Here is a 16939-nt window from a genome sequence, read left to right as displayed (position 1 = left end):
CTTATGCATCAAGCGCCAGCAGCTCTTTTAACAATAGCATCAAGCTGGCGGATTGCCCTCCGCGAAGCGCGGATCCACTTCCGCTGGCGCCTGCGCCGCCTGCTGCTGGGCATGCACATGCTGGTAGATGGCCTTGACGAGCGGCTCGCAGCCCTCGCGCGTCAGCGCGGAGATCTCGAACACCGGCCCCTTCCACTTGAAGCGCTTCACGAAGTCCTTGACGCGCGCGGCCCGCTCCTCTGCGGGCACCATGTCCAGCTTGTTGAGCACCAGCCAGCGCGGCTTTTCGTACAGCTGGGCATCGTATTTCTTGAGCTCGGCCACGATGGCCTTGGCCTGCGCCACGGGATCGACGGATTCGTCGAACGGCGCCATGTCCACCACGTGCAGCAGCAGCCGCGTGCGCTGCAGGTGGCGCAGGAACTGGTGGCCCAGGCCCGCGCCCTCGGATGCACCCTCGATCAGGCCGGGGATGTCGGCCACCACGAAGCTCTGCTCCGGCCCCACGCGCACCACGCCCAGGTTGGGGTGCAGCGTGGTGAACGGATAGTCGGCAATTTTCGGGCGCGCGTTGGAGACTGCGGCGATGAAGGTGGACTTGCCGGCATTGGGCATGCCCAGCAGCCCCACGTCCGCCAGTACCTTGAGCTCCAGCTTCAGGCTCTTGCGCTCTCCGGGCCAGCCCGGCGTCTTCTGGCGCGGCGCACGGTTGATGGCGCTCTTGAAGCGCAGGTTGCCGAAGCCGCCATCCCCGCCCTTGGCGATCGTGATCACCTCGCCCGGCGTGAGCAGTTCGTACAGCAGCTCGCCGGTATCCGCGTCGCTGATGATGGTACCCACGGGCATCTTGAGCGTGATGTCGGCGCCAGCCGCGCCGAACATGTCGGAGCCCATGCCATGTTCGCCGCGCTTGGCCTCATGGCGGCGCGAATAGCGGAAGTCGACCAGGGTGTTGAGATTGGGGTCGGCCACGGCGAACACATGGCCGCCACGCCCGCCATCGCCGCCGTTGGGGCCTCCGAACTCCTTGTACTTCTCGTGCCTGAACGAGACACAGCCGTTGCCGCCGTCACCTGCGGCAACGTCGATAAAGGCTTCGTCGACAAACTTCATGGGTATCCAGTTTACAAAACCGCACTGCGGCGGATGCGGGCGCCGGGCGCAGGCCGCGCCCGTGCTGAAACAACAAAGCCCCGACGAGTCGGGGCTTTGCAGTCGCGTCAGTGATGGAGGGCCCTCAGGCCGGCGTCACGCTGACCGTATGCTTGGACAATGCGCCCTTCGTGCCGAAGGACACATGGCCATCCACCAGGGCGAACAGCGTGTGGTCCTTGCCCACGCCGACGTTCACGCCGGGGTGGATGCGCGTGCCGCGCTGGCGCACGATGATGGAGCCGGCGCTGATCAGCTCACCACCGTAAGCCTTCACGCCCAGCATCTTGGGCTTGGAATCGCGCCCGTTTCGCGTAGAGCCGCCGCCTTTTTTCTGTGCCATGATCAGCTCCCTGATTTAAGCGGCGATCGCCTGGATCTGCAGCTCGGTGAACTGCTGGCGATGGCCTTGACGTTTCTGATAATGCTTGCGACGACGCATCTTGAAGATGTGCACCTTGTCGTGCTTGCCGTGGGCCACGACCGTGGCCTTCACCGTTGCGCCGGACACCAGGGGCGTGCCGACCTTGAGTTCAGCGCCGTTGCCGACTGCCAGAACCTGGTCGATCACGATCTCCTGGCCTACTTCCGCAGCAATCTGTTCTACCTTGATTTTTTCGCCGGCGGCAACGCGATACTGCTTGCCACCGGTTTTTATGACCGCGTACATGTAAACCTCGAATCTGAAATTGGAGTTCTGCGGACGGATTTCCACAGAACCTGAGATTCTATCACAAGCACCCCAAATCCACCCAGGCAACCCAAGGCAGCGCCGGGCAGCCCTCCTGCGGCGCCGTATACACCCTGGGGCGCTTCCTATAATCGCCGTTTCACTTCACCACCATCGATCACCTTGGCCGCCAACTCCCCCAGCACCGCAGCCACCCTCGCCCTGATTGCCGACGACATGCGGGAGGTGGACAAGGTCATTGCAGCGCGGCTGCAATCGTCCGTCCCGCTTGTGGGCAGCGTGGCCCAGTACATCATCTCGGCGGGTGGCAAGCGCCTGCGCCCGGCGCTATTGCTGCTGACCTGCGGCGCGCTCGAATACAAGGGGGAGCAGCGATTCAACCTCGCTGCGGTAGTGGAATTCATCCATACGGCCACCCTGCTGCACGACGACGTGGTGGATGAATCCACCCTGCGCCGCGGCCGGCCCACCGCCAACGAAACCTTCGGCAACCCAGCGAGCGTGCTGGTGGGCGACTTCCTGCACACGCGCTCCTTCCAGATGATGGTGGAGGCAGGCAGCATGCGTATCCTGCAAGTGCTGGCCGACGCGACCAACGTGATCGCCGAGGGGGAAGTCCAGCAGCTCATGAACACCCATGACGCGTCCCTGGACGAGGCCGGATACCTCCACGTCATCCGCTCCAAGACCGCCAAGCTGTTCGAGGCCAGCGCCCGGCTCGCCGCCATCCTGGCCGGCAGCACGCCCGGCATCGAGCAGGCCTGCGCCGACTACGGCCAGGCGCTGGGCACGGCCTTCCAGGTCATCGACGACGTGCTGGACTACGATGGCGACGCGCAGGAGATGGGCAAGAACCTCGGCGACGACCTGCGCGAAGGCAAGGTCACGCTCCCCCTCATCATCGCCATGCAGCGCGGCAGCCAGGCGCAGCGCGAGCTGCTGCGCAACGTCATCGAAACGGGCAGCGCCGATGAACTCCAGCCCGTCATCACCATCATTCGCGAAACGGGCGCCCTGACCGCTACCCGTGACGCCGCCGCCACCCAGGCCCGGCTGGCGATGGATGCAGCCGCCCAGCTTCCTGCCAATCCGTACACCAAAGGTTTGCTACAATTAGCGGCTCAGCTACTTGAACGCCGGACTTGAGAGTTCCAGGCGGTTCGGGAATGCCATCGGGGTGTAGCTTAGCCTGGTAGAGCGCTACGTTCGGGACGTAGAGGCCGGAGGTTCGAATCCTCTCACCCCGACCAGGATTTCTTCAGCAAAATCAAGCACTTAGCCTAGTCTGCGCAACGCAGACCACCGCGCAAAACAGCGCAAACGGGCGAAATGCTCCAAATCTGCTCCAGAACGGTTACGTGAGTGGCTTCGCGCCGCTGCGCCAACCTGCGTCTCGATGCGCACCGCGAGGCTGGAAGCTTGCTTGCAAGCGGCCAGCACTCGGCCCTGAGCAATCAGCTGCCCGCGAACCTTAAAAGGGTCACGCAAGCGACCTAAAAAGGTCTAAAGGCAGCCCAAAAGGGCGGACTCCTACACGGGTCTCCATCAACCTTTTGGAGATTCGAAATGGCATCCATCATCAACCGTTCGCGCTACACCGTCACCGTTCCCAGCTGGAGCAGCCCGGCGGGGACGAAGCGCCCGGCAGGTTTCTCCGGCAGCCAGGCAAAAACCGTCAGTTCACGGGTCATGGCAGCCATCAGAAGTTGAGCTTCTCAAGCTCGCCCTTGCCCAGCGGCCGCACCCGCCGGGTGAGTTCGCGGGCGCTCAGTGCTTGCAGTGCCGGGTCGGTTTCCTGCAGGAGCGCCAGCAAGCTCACCCCCGGAGCAATCGCCTCGAGGTAACGCAGGATTTGCGCCTGCGTGCGGCTGAGGTCGCCTTTCTCGATAAGCACTGCCGTGGACCGCGCAAGGCCTGCACGGGCCGCCGCATCGACTTGGCGGAGATGGCGGGCCATGCGCAGCCGCGCCAGTTTTTCGCCCAGCTCGCGGGCTTCCTGCAGACGTGCGGGGGTCAACAAAGGGGATTCATCGCGCTTCATGTCCGCAATCCAAGTCTCAAAGCTTTTTAAGTCCGGTTTTACGGACATCATAGCCACTCTGACCAAACCGTCAAGTCCGCAATCACAGACGCAAACGAGCTAAAGACTGCGTTTGAGGACATGGTCGCCCACCACTGACAGCGGCGCCACAAGAACGTCGTTCACGCCAAGCCGAGACGGCGCTTGATGTCATCGCACTTGCCTTGTGAACTGGCCTCAGAGCGCACGCTGCTGGGCAGCGGCTCTGGACGGCGGGTCCCTGCCTTGCCTGACCGCACCCTGCCGGCCGGCACACCCGACGCGGCGGGGCTCGACTCGCTGCTGGATGAGGGCGCTGCGGTCGCAGCCGCAAGGTCTGCATAGAAGCGCTCTGGGTGCCAGTAGCGCCGTCCACCGATATGGACCGGCGCGGGCACAAGCCCCTGTTTTATCCACATCTCAAGGCATCGGACACTGACGCCATAGACATCACACACGTCTTGCTTGGTGAGCAGCCTGAAGCGGCCGGGGTACTCCGGTGCGGCCGGTTCCGGTAAGCCAGGGGCGAGGCTTGAGGTGGCAGCCGCCGCAGGGGTGTTGAGGGCGGCCATGGCAGCAGGGGATGGGAACTGCGGGATGGTCATGGTGTTCTCCGAGGTTGATGGAGAACCGTGTAGTCAGACGCCACCGCAACGCTAAAGTGGTAGTTTTAGTTGCCTCTCTTTTGAGAAGTAGCCCAAAGCCGACCCAAGCCTGTTTCCCAATCCACAGCAGGACAGCCAAGTTGAGCACCGTCACCGTACACGCTGAGTACACATTCGTGAGGCATAAACCGGTCGCTACACGATGTGCATGCACTACGGTTTCTGGAGCAGCTCTGCTCCAAATCTGCTCCAGAAGACCTGAGCGCATCTTCGCGAAACGGTGCGAATTCGAACGCAAACATGCGCTAAGATGTTGATTCTTCGTGAAGAAGAGGCCCGAAAAGGCGTCCAGGTGAAATTCGGGACGTAGAGGCCGGAGGTTCGAATCCTCTCACCCCGACCAGGACACGAGAGAAGAGCCAAATCAAGCATCCAGCTGGTTTGGCTCTTTTCATTGCAATGTCCCAGGCTTGGCATTCAGAGCGCAGGCCCCGCAGGCCGTTGCGCATGGCCCACAGGCGGTCAGGCCGGGCCGCAGCGGCCACTCCCGTCCTCCGCGCAACGCCCATGACAGGCAAATCTGTACACGCCCCGGGCAATCGGCGATGATCCGGGCGTTTCCTTTCTTCCCACAAGAATCGGTTGGTTACATGGCTTCCGTAGATACCGCACAGAAAGTGGCGCAACCCGTCGCGCTACCCGGTTTGGCGCGCGCACTGATGTCTGTGGGCAAGCTGGACCAGAAAACTGCCGAGGAAATCTACAAGAAGTCACAAGCAACGCGTACCAGCTTCATCGCAGAACTGACCGAATCCAACGCGATCACCTCCAGCGACCTTGCCCATACCGTGTCCTCCATCTTCGGGGCGCCGCTGGTGGACGTAGAAGCCATCGATCGCCAGCGTCTGCCGAAGGATTTGCTGGACTTCAAGCTGTGCCAAGCCTACCGGGTGGTTGCCCTGGGCAAGCGCAGCAATCGCTTGATCGTGGCAACGGCCGACCCGACCAATCAGGAGGCCGCTGAAAAAATCAAGTTCACCACGCAGATGGGCGTGGACTGGATCGTGGCCGAATACCACAAGCTGATCCAGTTGGTGGATGCGACCACGAAGAGCGGCAGCGAGACCCTTGACAGCATCGTCAACAGCGGCGACTTCGAATTCGGCGACATCTCCGTCGAAGAAGCCTCGGAGGAGGGTTCGGAGGCCGCCCCGAATGAAGTCGAGGACGCGCCCGTCGTCAGGTTTTTGCACAAGATGCTGCTGGATGCGTTCAACATGCGCGCATCCGACCTGCATTTCGAGCCATACGAGCACAACTACCGCGTGCGCTTCCGCATCGACGGCGAACTCAGGGAAATCGCGTCTCCGCCGATTGCCATCAAGGAGAAGCTGGCATCGCGCATCAAGGTGATCTCCCGCCTGGACATATCGGAAAAGCGCGTGCCGCAGGACGGCCGCATGAAGCTCAAGGTGGGGCCGGACCGCGTGATCGATTTCCGCGTGAGCACCCTGCCCACGCTCTTCGGCGAGAAGATCGTGATCCGTATCCTCGATCCGAGCAGCGCCAAAATGGGCATCGACGCGCTCGGCTACGAACCCGAGGAGAAGGAGCGCCTGCTCCAGGCCATCAGCCGGCCCTACGGCATGATCCTGGTGACGGGCCCCACGGGGTCGGGCAAGACGGTCTCGCTCTACACCTGCCTGAACCTGCTGAACAAGCCCGGAGTCAACATCGCCACGGCGGAGGACCCCTCGGAAATCAATCTGCCGGGCGTGAACCAGGTGAACGTGAACGAAAAGGCGGGGCTGACCTTCGCCACGGCCCTGAAGGCATTCCTGCGCCAGGATCCGGACATCATCATGGTGGGCGAAATCCGCGACCTGGAGACCGCCGACATCTCCATCAAGGCCGCCCAGACGGGCCACCTGGTGCTGTCCACGCTGCACACCAACGACGCGCCGACCACGCTCACGCGCATGCGCAACATGGGCATCGCGCCCTTCAACATCGCCTCCAGCGTGATCCTGATCACCGCGCAGCGGCTGGCGCGGCGCCTGTGCCCCCAATGCAAGGCGCCAGCCGACATACCGCATGAGACCCTGCTGGAGGCGGGCTACAAGGAAGAAGAGATCGATGGCTCCTGGGTCACCTACCGGCCCGTCGGCTGCTCTGCCTGCAACAACGGGTACAAGGGCCGCGTGGGCATCTACCAGGTGATGCCGGTGTCCGAGGAGATCCAGCGCATCATCCTGCGCGACGGCAGCGCCCTGGACATCGCCGAGCAGGCCCGCCGGGAGGGCGTGCGCAGCCTGCGCGCATCGGGGCTGCACAAGGCCAGGATGGGATTGACCTCCCTGGAAGAGGTCCTGGCCGTCACCAACGAATAAACATCTCAGCGAGAAGGCACCATGGCGACCATCGCATCAAGGGACATCAAGGACTTCGTCTTCGAGTGGGAGGGCAAGGACCGCAGCGGCAAGGTCGTGCGTGGCGAGGTCCGGGCCGCCGGCGAGAACCAGGTTAAGGCGACCCTGCGCCGCCAGGGCGTCCTGCCCACCAAGATCAAGAAGCGCCGGATGAGCGGGGGCAAGAAGATCAAGCCCAAGGACATCGCCCTGTTCACGCGCCAGATGGCCACGATGATGAAGGCCGGCGTGCCGCTGCTGCAGTCGTTCGACATCGTGGGGCGCGGCAATACCAACGCCAGCGTGACCAAGCTGCTCAACGACATACGCGCCGACGTGGAGACCGGCACCTCGCTCAACGCCGCGTTCCGCAAATACCCCATGTACTTCGACAGCCTGTACTGCAACCTGGTGGAGGCAGGCGAGGCGGCCGGTATCCTGGAGGCGCTGCTGGACCGCCTGGCCACCTACATGGAGAAGACCGAGGCCATCAAGTCCAAGATCCGCTCCGCCCTGATGTACCCGATTTCGGTGCTCGTCGTCGCATTCGTCGTGGTCACGGTGATCATGATCTTCGTGATCCCCGCGTTCAAGGAAGTGTTCACCTCCTTCGGCGCCGACCTGCCCGCGCCCACGCTGCTGGTGATGGCGATCAGCGAATTCTTCGTCGCCTACTGGTGGCTGATCTTCGGCGTCATCGGGGGGGGCTTTTATTTCTTCATGCAGGCCTGGAGGCGCAGCGAGAAGATGCAGCGCACCATGGACCGCTTCCTGCTGAAGATGCCCATCTTCGGCGCCCTGATCGAAAAGTCCTGCGTGGCGCGCTGGACGCGCACCCTGTCGACCATGTTCGCCGCCGGCGTGCCGCTGGTGGAGGCGCTCGACTCCGTGGGCGGCGCCTCGGGCAATTCGGTCTATGCCGTGGCCACCGACAGGATCCAGCAGGAGGTCTCCACCGGCACCAGCCTGACGGCGGCGATGGGCAATGCCAACGTGTTTCCGTCCATGGTGCTGCAGATGTGCGCCATCGGCGAGGAATCGGGCTCCATCGACCACATGCTGGGCAAGGCGGCCGACTTCTACGAGGCCGAGGTCGACGAGATGGTGGCCGGCCTGTCCAGCCTCATGGAGCCCATCATCATCGTGTTCCTGGGCACCCTCATCGGCGGCATCGTGGTGTCCATGTACCTGCCCATCTTCAAGCTGGGGCAAGTGGTCTGATGACGGGTTCCGCGTTTGCGGATGCCGTGCTCGTCGGCGTCCTGGGCCTGCTGATCGGCAGCTTTCTGAACGTGGTGATCCACCGCCTGCCCCGCATGATGGAACGGCAGTGGGCCGCGGAATGCGCGCAGTACGCCCAGGATGCCGGCCTGCCGGCACAGGGCGGCGCCGCGCCGGCGGAGCCCTTCAACCTGTTGACGCCGCGCTCGCGCTGCCCCTCCTGCGGGCACGAGGTGCGCTGGTACGAGAACATTCCCGTGCTCAGCTACCTGGCCCTGCGCGGCCGCTGCTCGGGCTGCGGCACGCGCATCGGCGTGCGCTACCCGCTGGTCGAACTGGCCACCGCCGCCCTGTTCTATGCCTGCGCCCTGCGCTGGGGCTGGTCCTTCACGACGCTGGCCTGGTGCGGCTTTTGCGCGGCCCTGGTGGCTGCAGCCCTGATCGACTGGGACACGACCCTGCTGCCCGACGACATCACCCTGCCTCTGCTGTGGGCCGGGCTGCTGGCCTCCGTGCTGCGCTGGACAGACGTGCAGCCGGTGGACGCGGTGATCGGCGCGGCCGCGGGCTATGTATCGCTGTGGCTCGTCTACTGGGGCTTCAAGCTCGCCACGGGCAAGGAGGGCATGGGCTATGGCGACTTCAAGCTGTTCGCGGCCCTGGGCGCATGGTTCGGCTGGCAGGCCCTGGTGCCCATCGTCCTCATGGCGTCGGTCATCGGTGCCCTCGTCGGCATCGCGATGAAGTTCGCCAGCAGCCTGCGCGAGGGCAAGTACGTGCCCTTCGGTCCGTTCCTGGCGGGAGGCGGCCTGGCCGCCATGCTGTGGGGGCCGGCGCGCATCATGCAGGCCATCTTCTCCACCCTGGGGCTGTAGATGGCAGGCGCACCCGGCACAGCTGCCCGCCCCCGGCCCGTACGGCTGGGCGTGACCGGCGGCATCGGCAGCGGCAAGAGCACCTTTGCCGCCATGCTGCAGGTCTGCGGCGCGGCGCTGATCGACGCGGACGGCATCGCCCGGTCGGTGACGCAGCCGGGGGGCGCGGCCATAGCCGCCATCCGCGCCCGCTTCGGCCCCGACTACATCGATGACCAGGGCGCGCTGGACCGCGCCCGCATGCGCGCGCTGGTCTTCGCGGACGCGAGCGCCAAGGAGCGGCTGGAAGCCATCGTCCATCCCCTGGTGGGCAGCGCGATCGCGCAGGCCGCGGCGGCGGCAGGCCAAGCAGGCCACCGCCTCATCGTCTTCGACATACCGCTGCTGACCGAGTCGGAGCGCTGGCCGCGCGAGCTCGATGCCGTGCTCGTGGTCGATTGCCGCGAGGGCACGCAGGTCGCCCGCGTGCAGGCGCGCAGCGGCCTGGCAGAGGATGCCGTCCGCGCCATCATGGCCACGCAAAGCAGCCGGGCCACGCGGCGCGCGGCGGCCGATTTCGTGGTCTACAACGACGGCCTGGCGCTGTCGGATCTGCAAACAATGGCACGCCGGGTCGCGGCCTCGTTCGGGCTATGATGCAGGCGCACTGGCGCGATGCGCAGCAGCCGCCCTGATACCTGACAGTGCGCACCCAGGAACCCCGTAGCGTGATCCTTTACGAATACCCCTTCAACGAGCGCCTGAGAACCTATCTGCGGCTTGAGCAGCTGTTTCAACGCCTGGGCGAGCTCATCGCGCGCACGCATCCGCTGGACCACCACTATGCGCTGGTGACGATGTTCGAGGTGATGGACGTGGCGGCGCGCGCGGACCTCAAGGCCGACGTGCTCAAGGACCTGGAGAAGCACAAGCACCAGCTCGACGCCTACCGCGGCAACCCGTCGATCTCCGAGACGGTGCTCGACGGCGTGATCGCCCAGCTCGACCAGTGCTTTGCCGCGCTCAACGCGCAAAATGGCAAGGCCGGGCATGCGCTGACCGAGAACGACTGGCTCATGAGCATACGCAGCCGCGTGGGCATTCCCGGCGGCACCTGCGGCTTCGACCTGCCCGCCTATTACGCTTGGCAGCACCACCCGCCGCAGGCGCGCCAGCACGACCTGCAGGACTGGGCCGCCACCCTGAGCCCGCTGGCGGAGTCCATCTATCTGCTGCTGCGCCTGCTGCGCGACTCGGGGTTGCCGCAGAAGGTCGCCGCCGAACGCGGCCAGTTCCAGCAGAACCTGCCCCAGGGCCGCACCTTCCAGTTGCTGCGCCTGCGCATCGACCCGGCGCTGAAACTCATCCCGGAAATCAGCGGCAACCGCCTCATCGTCTCGGTGCGGCTCATGCGCCAGGAGGAAGGAGGCAAGCTGGTGCCGAGCAACGAGGACGCGGCCTTCGAGCTGACGCTGTGCTCTTGACATGAACAGCCCGGCCCCTCAGCGCACCGTGCCCTGCCCCACCTGCGGCGGGCCCGGCCTCTACGGCCCGGCCAACCCGTTCCGGCCGTTCTGCAGCCAGCGCTGCAGGCAGATCGACCTGGGCGCCTGGGCGAACGAGGACTTCCGAGTGCCCGCCGAATCGCCGCCCGAGGATGCGGAGTACGGCGATCCCAAGCGCCTTCCGTGAATACGAACGAAATCAGCCTTCAGCGCTTATCTGTCAAGCGCTGGCAGCTATCTTTTCCATAGTCAACCGAGCGCGGACGGGTCGAACGTTTCGCCGCGCTCCTCGGCCAGCCACTGCAGCACGGGGTAGGCGCCGGGTAGCACGGGCCTGACTTGCACGGGCCACTGCTGCCAGCGCATCGTCTGGCCCTCGCGCATCTCGAACTCGCCGCTCCACTCGTGCACCTTGCACCAGTGCAGGCGCACCAGGGCGTGGGGGTAGTCGTGCTCGGTCACCTTCCAGATCTCGGCGGGGCCGATGGTCACGCCCAGTTCCTCGATGAGCTCGCGGCGCAGCGCCTGCTCCACGGTCTCGCCAGCCTCGATCTTGCCGCCCGGGAACTCCCAGTAGCCCGCGTAGGGCTTGCCCTCGGGCCGCGTGGACAGCAGCAGGGCGCCGTCCTGCCTCAGCAGGATACCGACGGCGACCTCGGTGTGCTTGCGGGTCATGCGCCCTGCCGCCCGGCGAAGTCGCGCGCGAACTGGTAGGCCACGCGGCCGCTGCGCGAGCCGCGCTCCAGCGCCCAGACCAGCGCCTGGGGACGCGCGGCCTCGATGTCCTGCGGCCCCACGCCGAACGAGGACAGCCACTGCGCGACGATGGCCAGGTATTCGTCCTGGCTGAACGGGTAGAAGCTCACCCACAGGCCGAAGCGCTCGGACAGGGAGATCTTCTCCTCGACCACCTCTCCGGGGTGGATCTCGCCGTCGGCCGCGGTGGTGTAGCTCAGGTTGTCCTTCATCTGCTCGGGCAGCAGGTGTCGGCGGTTGCTCGTGGCATAGACCAGCACGTTGGGCGTGCTTGCCGCCACCGAGCCGTCGAGGATGGACTTGAGCGCCTTGTAGCCGCCCTCGCCCTCCTCGAAGCTCAGGTCGTCGCAGTAGATGATGAATTTCTCGGGCCGGCCCGAGACCACTTCCACGATGTCGGGCAGGTCGGTCAGGTCGGCCTTGTCCACCTCGATCAGGCGCAGGCCCTGCGGCGCGTAGCTGTTCAGGCAGGCCTTGATGAGCGAGGACTTGCCCGTGCCGCGCGCGCCCGTCAGCAGCACGTTGTTGGCGGGCCTGCCATCCACGAACTGCTGCGTGTTGCGCTGGATCTTCTCCTTCTGCGCGTCGATCTCCTTGAGGTCGGACAGGCGCATGCCGGCCACGTGGCGCACGGGTTCGAGCACGCCATGGCCGCCGCTGCGGCGGCGGTAGCGCCAGGCGATGGCGGCGGACCAGTCGGGTGCCGACAGCGGCCGCGGCAGCACGGCCTCGATGCGGGAGATGAGCTGCTCGGCACGCGCGATCAGTTGGTCGAATCTATCAGTCATTTCGGGTTCTAGCGCTTATCCAGCAAGCGGTGGAAGCTATCAAAACAAAAGCAATCAGGAGCGATAGTCGGCGTTGATGGTCACGTAGTCGTGGCTCAGGTCGCAGGTCCACACGGTGTCCTGCGCGTCGCCGCGGCCCAGCACCACGCGCACGGTGATCTCCTGCTGCTTCATCACGCGCTGGCCGTCCTCCTCGCGGTACTGCGGGTTGCGCCCGCCCTGCACGGCCACGTGCACGTCGTCCAGGTACAGGTCGATCAGCGTCTGGTCCAGGTCTGCGATGCCCGCGTAGCCCACGGCGGCGAGGATGCGCCCCAGGTTCGGGTCGCTGGCGAAGAAGGCCGTCTTGACCAGCGGCGAATGGGCGATGGCGTAGGCCACCTGGCGGCATTCCCCGGCCGTCCTGCCGCCCTCCACGCGCACTGTGATGAACTTGGTCGCGCCCTCGCCGTCGCGCACGATGGCCTGGGCCAGTTGCTGCGCCACCTGCAGCAGCGCGGCCTTGAGCGCGCGGCCCTCGGGGCTATCGAGCGAGGTGATGGGCGCATGCCCTGCCTTGTGCGTGGCCATCAGCACGAACGAGTCGTTGGTGCTGGTGTCGCCGTCGATGGTGATGCGGTTGAAGGACTGTTCGGCCAGATCGCGCACCAGGTCGCGCACGAGCCCGGGCGCGATGCAGGCGTCCGTGGCCAGGAAGCCCAGCATGGTCGCCATGTTCGGGCGGATCATGCCCGCGCCCTTGGAAATGCCGGTGACGGACACCGTGGCGCCGCCGATCTGCACCTGCGTGCCGAACGCCTTGGGCACGGTGTCGGTGGTCATGATGCCCTCGGCGGCGCGCGCCCAGTGGGCGGGCTGCGCGTCGGCCAGCGCCGCGGGCAGGGCAGCAGTGATGCGCTCGACAGGCAGCGGCTCCATGATCACGCCGGTGGAAAACGGCAGCACCTGGCTGGCGGCCAGCCCCAGGTGGCCCGCCAGCGCCTCGCAGGTGGCGCGCGCGCGCGCCAGGCCGTCGGCGCCCGTGCCGGCGTTGGCGTTGCCCGTGTTGACCACCATGGCGCGGATGGCCTGTTCGCCGTCCAGGTGCTCGCGGCACACCTGCACCGGCGCGGCGCAGAAGCGGTTCTGCGTGAACACGCCGGCCACCGTCGTCCCCTCGTCGAGCAGGAACACGGTCAGGTCCTTGCGGCTGGCCTTGCGCACGCCGGCCTCGGCAACGCCGATGCGCACCCCGGCGACGGGATGCAGGTCCTGAGCGATGGGAGCTGAGAGATTCACGGGCATAGGTCGTCTTTCTTGAGAATGCAAAACACGGGTACAAGTCCATGCAACTGGCGCGACCCATGCCAGCGGACACCGCGCAAGGGCCGCCCCGCCGCGCCGGTGTCGTCCCCCTTCCCGGCGAAGCCGAGAGAAGGGGGAAGCGGCGCAGCCGCTCAGGGGGCTGTTCCTGATTCTCTCAGGCGAGCTTGCCGTGGCACTGCTTGTATTTTTTACCACTGCCGCAAGGGCAGGGGTCGTTGCGGCCCACGCGCACCCCGGGCACGGCCGCCTGCTGGGCCCTGGCGGTCTGGGCATCGACCAGGGTCTCGACCTCGCCGGTCTCGGTGGGCGAGGTGTAGGTCACGTTGCTGATGCCCTCGCCGCGCTCCTCCATGGCCTGCGTGGCCTCGTCGAGCTGGGCGTTGGACTGCACCTGCACGGTCATCATCAGGCGCGTGACCTCGTTCTTGACCTGGTCGATGAGCTGGCGGAACAGCTCGAAGGCCTCGCGCTTGTATTCCTGCTTGGGCTGCTTCTGCGCATAGCCGCGCAGGTGGATGCCCTGGCGCAGGTAGTCGAGCGCGGAGAGGTGGTCGCGCCAGTTGGTGTCGAAGCTCTGCAGCAGCACCATGCGCTCGAACTGGGTGAAGTTCTCGGTGCCCACCTGGGCCACCTTGGCCTCGAAGGCCTCGCGCGCGGCGCCCTGCACCTTCTCCAGGATCTCCTCGTCGGTGATGGCGTCCGAGCCCTGCACTTCCTGCTGCAGGGCCAGCTGGATCTGCCAGTCGCTGGCAAGGGCCTTCTCCAGGCTGGCCAGGTCCCACTGCTCCTCGACGGACTCGGCAGGCACGTACTGGCGCACCACGTCGGCCAGGCAGTCGTCGCGCATGGCGGCGATCAGGGCGGCGAGGTCGGGCGCGTCCAGGATCTCGTTGCGCTGCTGATAGATGACCTTGCGCTGGTCGTTGGCCACGTCGTCGTATTCGAGCAGCTGCTTGCGGATGTCGAAGTTGCGCGCCTCGACCTTGCGCTGGGCGCTCTCGATGCTGCGCGTGACGATGCCGGCCTCGATGGCCTCGCCGTCGGGCATCTTCAGGCGGTCCATGATGGCCTTGACGCGGTCACCCGCGAAGATGCGCATCAGCTGGTCGTCCAGGCTCAGGTAGAAGCGCGAGGAGCCCGGGTCACCCTGGCGGCCCGAGCGGCCGCGCAGCTGGTTGTCGATGCGGCGGGATTCATGGCGCTCGGTGGCGATGATGCGCAGGCCGCCCAGCGCCGTGACCTTCTCGTGGTCCTGCTTCCACTGGGCGCGCAGCTCCTCGATACGCACGGCGCGCTCGGCCTCGGAGAGCGACTCGTCGGCCTCCAGCGCGGCCACGGCCTTCTCCACGTTGCCGCCGAGCACGATGTCGGTGCCGCGGCCGGCCATGTTGGTGGCGATGGTGATCATGCCGGGGCGCCCCGCCTGGGCCACGATGTCGGCCTCACGCGCATGCTGCTTGGCGTTGAGCACCTGGTGCGGCAACCCGGCCTTGTTCAGCAGTTCGTCGATGATCTCGGAGTTCTCGATCGACGTGGTGCCCACCAGCACGGGCTGGCCGCGCTCGTGGCACTCGCGGATGTCGGCGATGGCCGCCTCGTACTTCTCGCGCGTGGTCTTGTACACGCGGTCGAGCTGGTCGTCGCGGCGGCTCGGGCGGTTGGGCGGGATCACCACGGTCTCCAGGCCGTAGATCTCCTGGAATTCATAAGCCTCGGTGTCGGCCGTGCCGGTCATGCCGGCGAGCTTGCCGTAGAGGCGGAAGTAGTTCTGGAACGTGATCGAGGCCAGCGTCTGGTTCTCGGCCTGGATCTGCACGCCCTCCTTGGCCTCCACGGCCTGGTGCAGGCCCTCGCTCCAGCGGCGGCCGGCCATCAGGCGGCCCGTGAACTCGTCCACGATCACGATCTCGCCGTTCTGCACCACGTAGTGCTGGTCGCGGTGGTACAGGTGGTTGGCGCGCAGCGCGGCGTACAGGTGGTGCACCAGCGTGATGTTGGCCGGGTCGTAGAGCGACGCGCCCTCGGGAATCAGCCCCTGGCTGGACAGGATGCGCTCGGCGTTCTCGTGGCCCTGCTCGGTCAGGAACACCTGGTGGGTCTTCTCGTCCACCGTGAAGTCGCCGGGCTTGATCACGCCCTCGCCCGTGCGCGGGTCGGCCTCGCCCTCCTGGCGCGTGAGCAGCGGCACCACCTTGTTCATCGACACGTACATGGCCGTGTGGTCCTCGGCCTGCCCGCTGATGATGAGCGGCGTGCGCGCCTCGTCGATCAGGATGGAGTCCACCTCGTCCACGATGGCGTAGTTGAGCCCGCGCTGCACGCGCTCGCGCGCGTCGTACACCATGTTGTCGCGCAGATAGTCGAAGCCGTACTCGTTGTTCGTGCCGTAGGTGATGTCGGACTGGTAGGCGGCCTGCTTTTCCTCGCGCGGCATCTGCGGCAGGTTGATGCCTACGGTGAGCCCCAGGAAGTTGTAGAGGCGCCCCATCCACTGCGCGTCGCGGCCGGCCAGGTAGTCGTTCACCGTGACCACGTGCACGCCCTGGCCCGACAGGGCGTTCAGGTACACGGGCAGCGTGGCCGTCAGCGTCTTGCCCTCGCCCGTGCGCATCTCGGCGATCTTGCCGTAGTGCAGCGCCATGCCGCCGATGAGCTGCACGTCGAAGTGGCGCATCTTCATCACGCGCTTGGAGCCCTCGCGCACCACGGCGAAGGCCTCGGGCAGGATGGCATCGAGCGATTCGCCCTTGGCGATGCGGTCCTTGAACTCCTGCGTCTTGCCGCGCAGCGCCTCGTCACTGAGCTTTTCGTACTCGGGCTCTATGGCATTGATGCGCGCAACCGTCTTGCGGTATTGCTTGAGCAGCCGGTCATTGCGGCTGCCGAACAGTTTGGTGAGGAAATTGGTGGCCATGCAAGCAGGACCGCGCTGCACGCAAGCGAGGCGGCAGAGCGACCGGAGTCCCTAAGATGAAGTGAATCCAGATGGGGCATTCGCCCAAAATTGCAAATGCTTGCAACCAGCGTGGCGAGCCCGAAAACGGGTAATTCTACCTTTGCGCCATGGCCTGCCACCATGGGCGCCACGCACCGGCCGGGCATCCGCAATAATCTCCAACCCTGCTTCCCGTCGCCGCTGGCGCTTGACCCGATTGCCATGAACCGCCGCCATTACGCCATCTCGCTGCACCAGGCCACGCAGGAATCGCCGACCCTGGCCCGGCTGACGGCATTGACGCGCGACTCCAGCGAACGCCTGAAGGCCATAGAGCCCCTGATTCCGCCCATGCTGCGCCCCGCCATCCAGGCAGGCCCGATCGAGGACGATTGCTGGTGCCTGCTGGTCAGCAGCAATGCCGCGGCGGCCAAGGTCCGGCAATTGCTGCCGGCATTTCAGGCGCATCTGCGCAGCCGGGGGTGGAAGGTAGCCTCCATACGCCTGAAGATTCAGAGATGAGCCACCGGAGGGCTGGTCGACTGGCCGAGGAAAAGCCAGGAAAGTGGTGCCGGTTGTCGGATTCGAACTGACGACCTACCGCTTACAAGGCGGGTGCTCTACCAACTGAGCTAAACCGGCGAAGGCAGCATTCTAGCC

General features: G+C 65.7%; 18 protein-coding genes and 2 tRNA genes. 10 read left to right on the top strand and 10 right to left on the bottom strand.

Annotated features, from left to right (window positions below; all coding sequences use genetic code 11):
* Positions 1-39 precede the first annotated feature (39 nt).
* From cgtA to rplU, 3 genes are all read right to left on the bottom strand, one after another.
* Complete coding sequence (gene cgtA / locus ACX12L_RS06545; protein WP_459261868.1) at positions 40-1113, bottom strand: Obg family GTPase CgtA; 1074 nt, start codon at positions 1111-1113, stop codon at positions 40-42.
* A gap of 124 nt (positions 1114-1237) precedes the next feature.
* Positions 1238-1495: a 50S ribosomal protein L27 gene (gene rpmA, locus ACX12L_RS06540; RefSeq protein ID WP_011804286.1), complete on the bottom strand. Its 258-nt coding sequence runs from the start codon at positions 1493-1495 to the stop codon at positions 1238-1240.
* Positions 1496-1510: 15 nt separating this feature from the next.
* A complete protein-coding gene (rplU, locus tag ACX12L_RS06535) occupies positions 1511-1822 on the bottom strand; it encodes a 50S ribosomal protein L21 (RefSeq protein ID WP_459261867.1) in 312 nt (103 codons plus the stop codon).
* A 183-nt stretch (positions 1823-2005) separates the two neighbouring features.
* Between rplU and ACX12L_RS06530 the strand changes: the two genes are divergently transcribed.
* The 3 genes from ACX12L_RS06530 (at position 2006) to ACX12L_RS06520 (ending at position 3553) form a co-directional block, all read left to right on the top strand.
* Positions 2006-2989 carry a polyprenyl synthetase family protein gene (locus ACX12L_RS06530; protein ID WP_459261866.1) on the top strand — a complete coding sequence of 328 codons (984 nt, stop codon included), beginning with the start codon at positions 2006-2008 and terminating at the stop codon, positions 2987-2989.
* A 27-nt stretch (positions 2990-3016) separates the two neighbouring features.
* Positions 3017-3093 (top strand) — tRNA-Pro (locus ACX12L_RS06525).
* A gap of 316 nt (positions 3094-3409) precedes the next feature.
* Complete coding sequence (locus ACX12L_RS06520) at positions 3410-3553, top strand: hypothetical protein (protein WP_459261865.1); 144 nt, start codon at positions 3410-3412, stop codon at positions 3551-3553.
* Here ACX12L_RS06520 and ACX12L_RS06515 read toward each other — a convergent pair.
* Together ACX12L_RS06515 and ACX12L_RS06510 are read right to left on the bottom strand one after the other, a co-directional pair.
* Positions 3543-3884, bottom strand: a complete 342-nt coding sequence (locus ACX12L_RS06515) for a helix-turn-helix domain-containing protein (protein ID WP_459261864.1) — start codon at positions 3882-3884, stop codon at positions 3543-3545. The two genes, ACX12L_RS06520 and ACX12L_RS06515, sit on opposite strands and share 11 nt — an antisense overlap.
* Before the next feature lie 161 nt (positions 3885-4045).
* Entirely contained in the window at positions 4046-4507 is a 462-nt protein-coding gene (locus ACX12L_RS06510) for a helix-turn-helix transcriptional regulator (RefSeq protein ID WP_459261863.1), read from the bottom strand.
* 650 nt (positions 4508-5157) lie between these two features.
* Here ACX12L_RS06510 and pilB point away from each other — a divergent pair.
* From pilB to ACX12L_RS06480, 6 genes are all read left to right on the top strand, one after another.
* On the top strand, positions 5158-6897 hold the full coding sequence (pilB, locus tag ACX12L_RS06505) for a type IV-A pilus assembly ATPase PilB (protein WP_459261862.1): 1740 nt from the start codon (positions 5158-5160) through the stop codon (positions 6895-6897).
* 21 nt (positions 6898-6918) lie between these two features.
* Positions 6919-8136, top strand: coding sequence for a type II secretion system F family protein (locus ACX12L_RS06500; RefSeq protein ID WP_459261861.1), 1218 nt, complete (start codon positions 6919-6921; stop codon positions 8134-8136).
* Positions 8136-9011 (top strand): prepilin peptidase, encoded by an 876-nt coding sequence (locus ACX12L_RS06495; RefSeq protein ID WP_459261860.1) that lies wholly within the window; start codon positions 8136-8138, stop codon positions 9009-9011. The genes ACX12L_RS06500 and ACX12L_RS06495 overlap by 1 nt, the downstream gene beginning before the upstream one ends.
* Positions 9012-9647, top strand: a complete 636-nt coding sequence (gene coaE / locus ACX12L_RS06490; protein WP_459261859.1) for a dephospho-CoA kinase — start codon at positions 9012-9014, stop codon at positions 9645-9647.
* 71 nt (positions 9648-9718) lie between these two features.
* The gene (zapD, locus tag ACX12L_RS06485; protein ID WP_459261858.1) at positions 9719-10474 is read left to right on the top strand and encodes a cell division protein ZapD; all 756 of its coding nucleotides are present in this window, start codon (positions 9719-9721) and stop codon (positions 10472-10474) included.
* Position 10475: 1 nt separating this feature from the next.
* The gene (locus tag ACX12L_RS06480; protein WP_459261857.1) at positions 10476-10682 is read left to right on the top strand and encodes a DNA gyrase inhibitor YacG; all 207 of its coding nucleotides are present in this window, start codon (positions 10476-10478) and stop codon (positions 10680-10682) included.
* A 62-nt stretch (positions 10683-10744) separates the two neighbouring features.
* Here the strand turns inward: ACX12L_RS06480 and ACX12L_RS06475 are convergent, their stop codons facing one another.
* The 4 genes from ACX12L_RS06475 to secA form a co-directional block, all read right to left on the bottom strand.
* Positions 10745-11170, bottom strand: a complete 426-nt coding sequence (locus tag ACX12L_RS06475) for an NUDIX domain-containing protein (RefSeq protein ID WP_459261856.1) — start codon at positions 11168-11170, stop codon at positions 10745-10747.
* Complete coding sequence (locus ACX12L_RS06470) at positions 11167-12039, bottom strand: ATP-binding protein (RefSeq protein ID WP_459261855.1); 873 nt, start codon at positions 12037-12039, stop codon at positions 11167-11169. The genes ACX12L_RS06475 and ACX12L_RS06470 overlap by 4 nt, the downstream gene beginning before the upstream one ends.
* Before the next feature lie 54 nt (positions 12040-12093).
* Positions 12094-13323 carry a bifunctional glutamate N-acetyltransferase/amino-acid acetyltransferase ArgJ gene (argJ, locus tag ACX12L_RS06465; protein WP_459261854.1) on the bottom strand — a complete coding sequence of 410 codons (1230 nt, stop codon included), beginning with the start codon at positions 13321-13323 and terminating at the stop codon, positions 12094-12096.
* A 175-nt stretch (positions 13324-13498) separates the two neighbouring features.
* Positions 13499-16258 (bottom strand): preprotein translocase subunit SecA, encoded by a 2760-nt coding sequence (gene secA / locus ACX12L_RS06460; RefSeq protein ID WP_459261853.1) that lies wholly within the window; start codon positions 16256-16258, stop codon positions 13499-13501.
* A gap of 243 nt (positions 16259-16501) precedes the next feature.
* Here secA and ACX12L_RS06455 point away from each other — a divergent pair, with 243 nt between their 5' ends.
* Positions 16502-16801 carry a hypothetical protein gene (locus ACX12L_RS06455; RefSeq protein ID WP_459261939.1) on the top strand — a complete coding sequence of 100 codons (300 nt, stop codon included), beginning with the start codon at positions 16502-16504 and terminating at the stop codon, positions 16799-16801.
* A 44-nt stretch (positions 16802-16845) separates the two neighbouring features.
* Here ACX12L_RS06455 and ACX12L_RS06450 read toward each other — a convergent pair.
* A tRNA-Thr gene (locus ACX12L_RS06450) sits at positions 16846-16921 on the bottom strand.
* Positions 16922-16939 lie beyond the last annotated feature (18 nt).

The organism is Alicycliphilus sp. T452 (assembly GCF_054512775.1).
The sequence above is the reverse complement of the archived record's forward strand: the minus strand, read 5'-3'. Positions and strand labels throughout refer to the sequence as shown.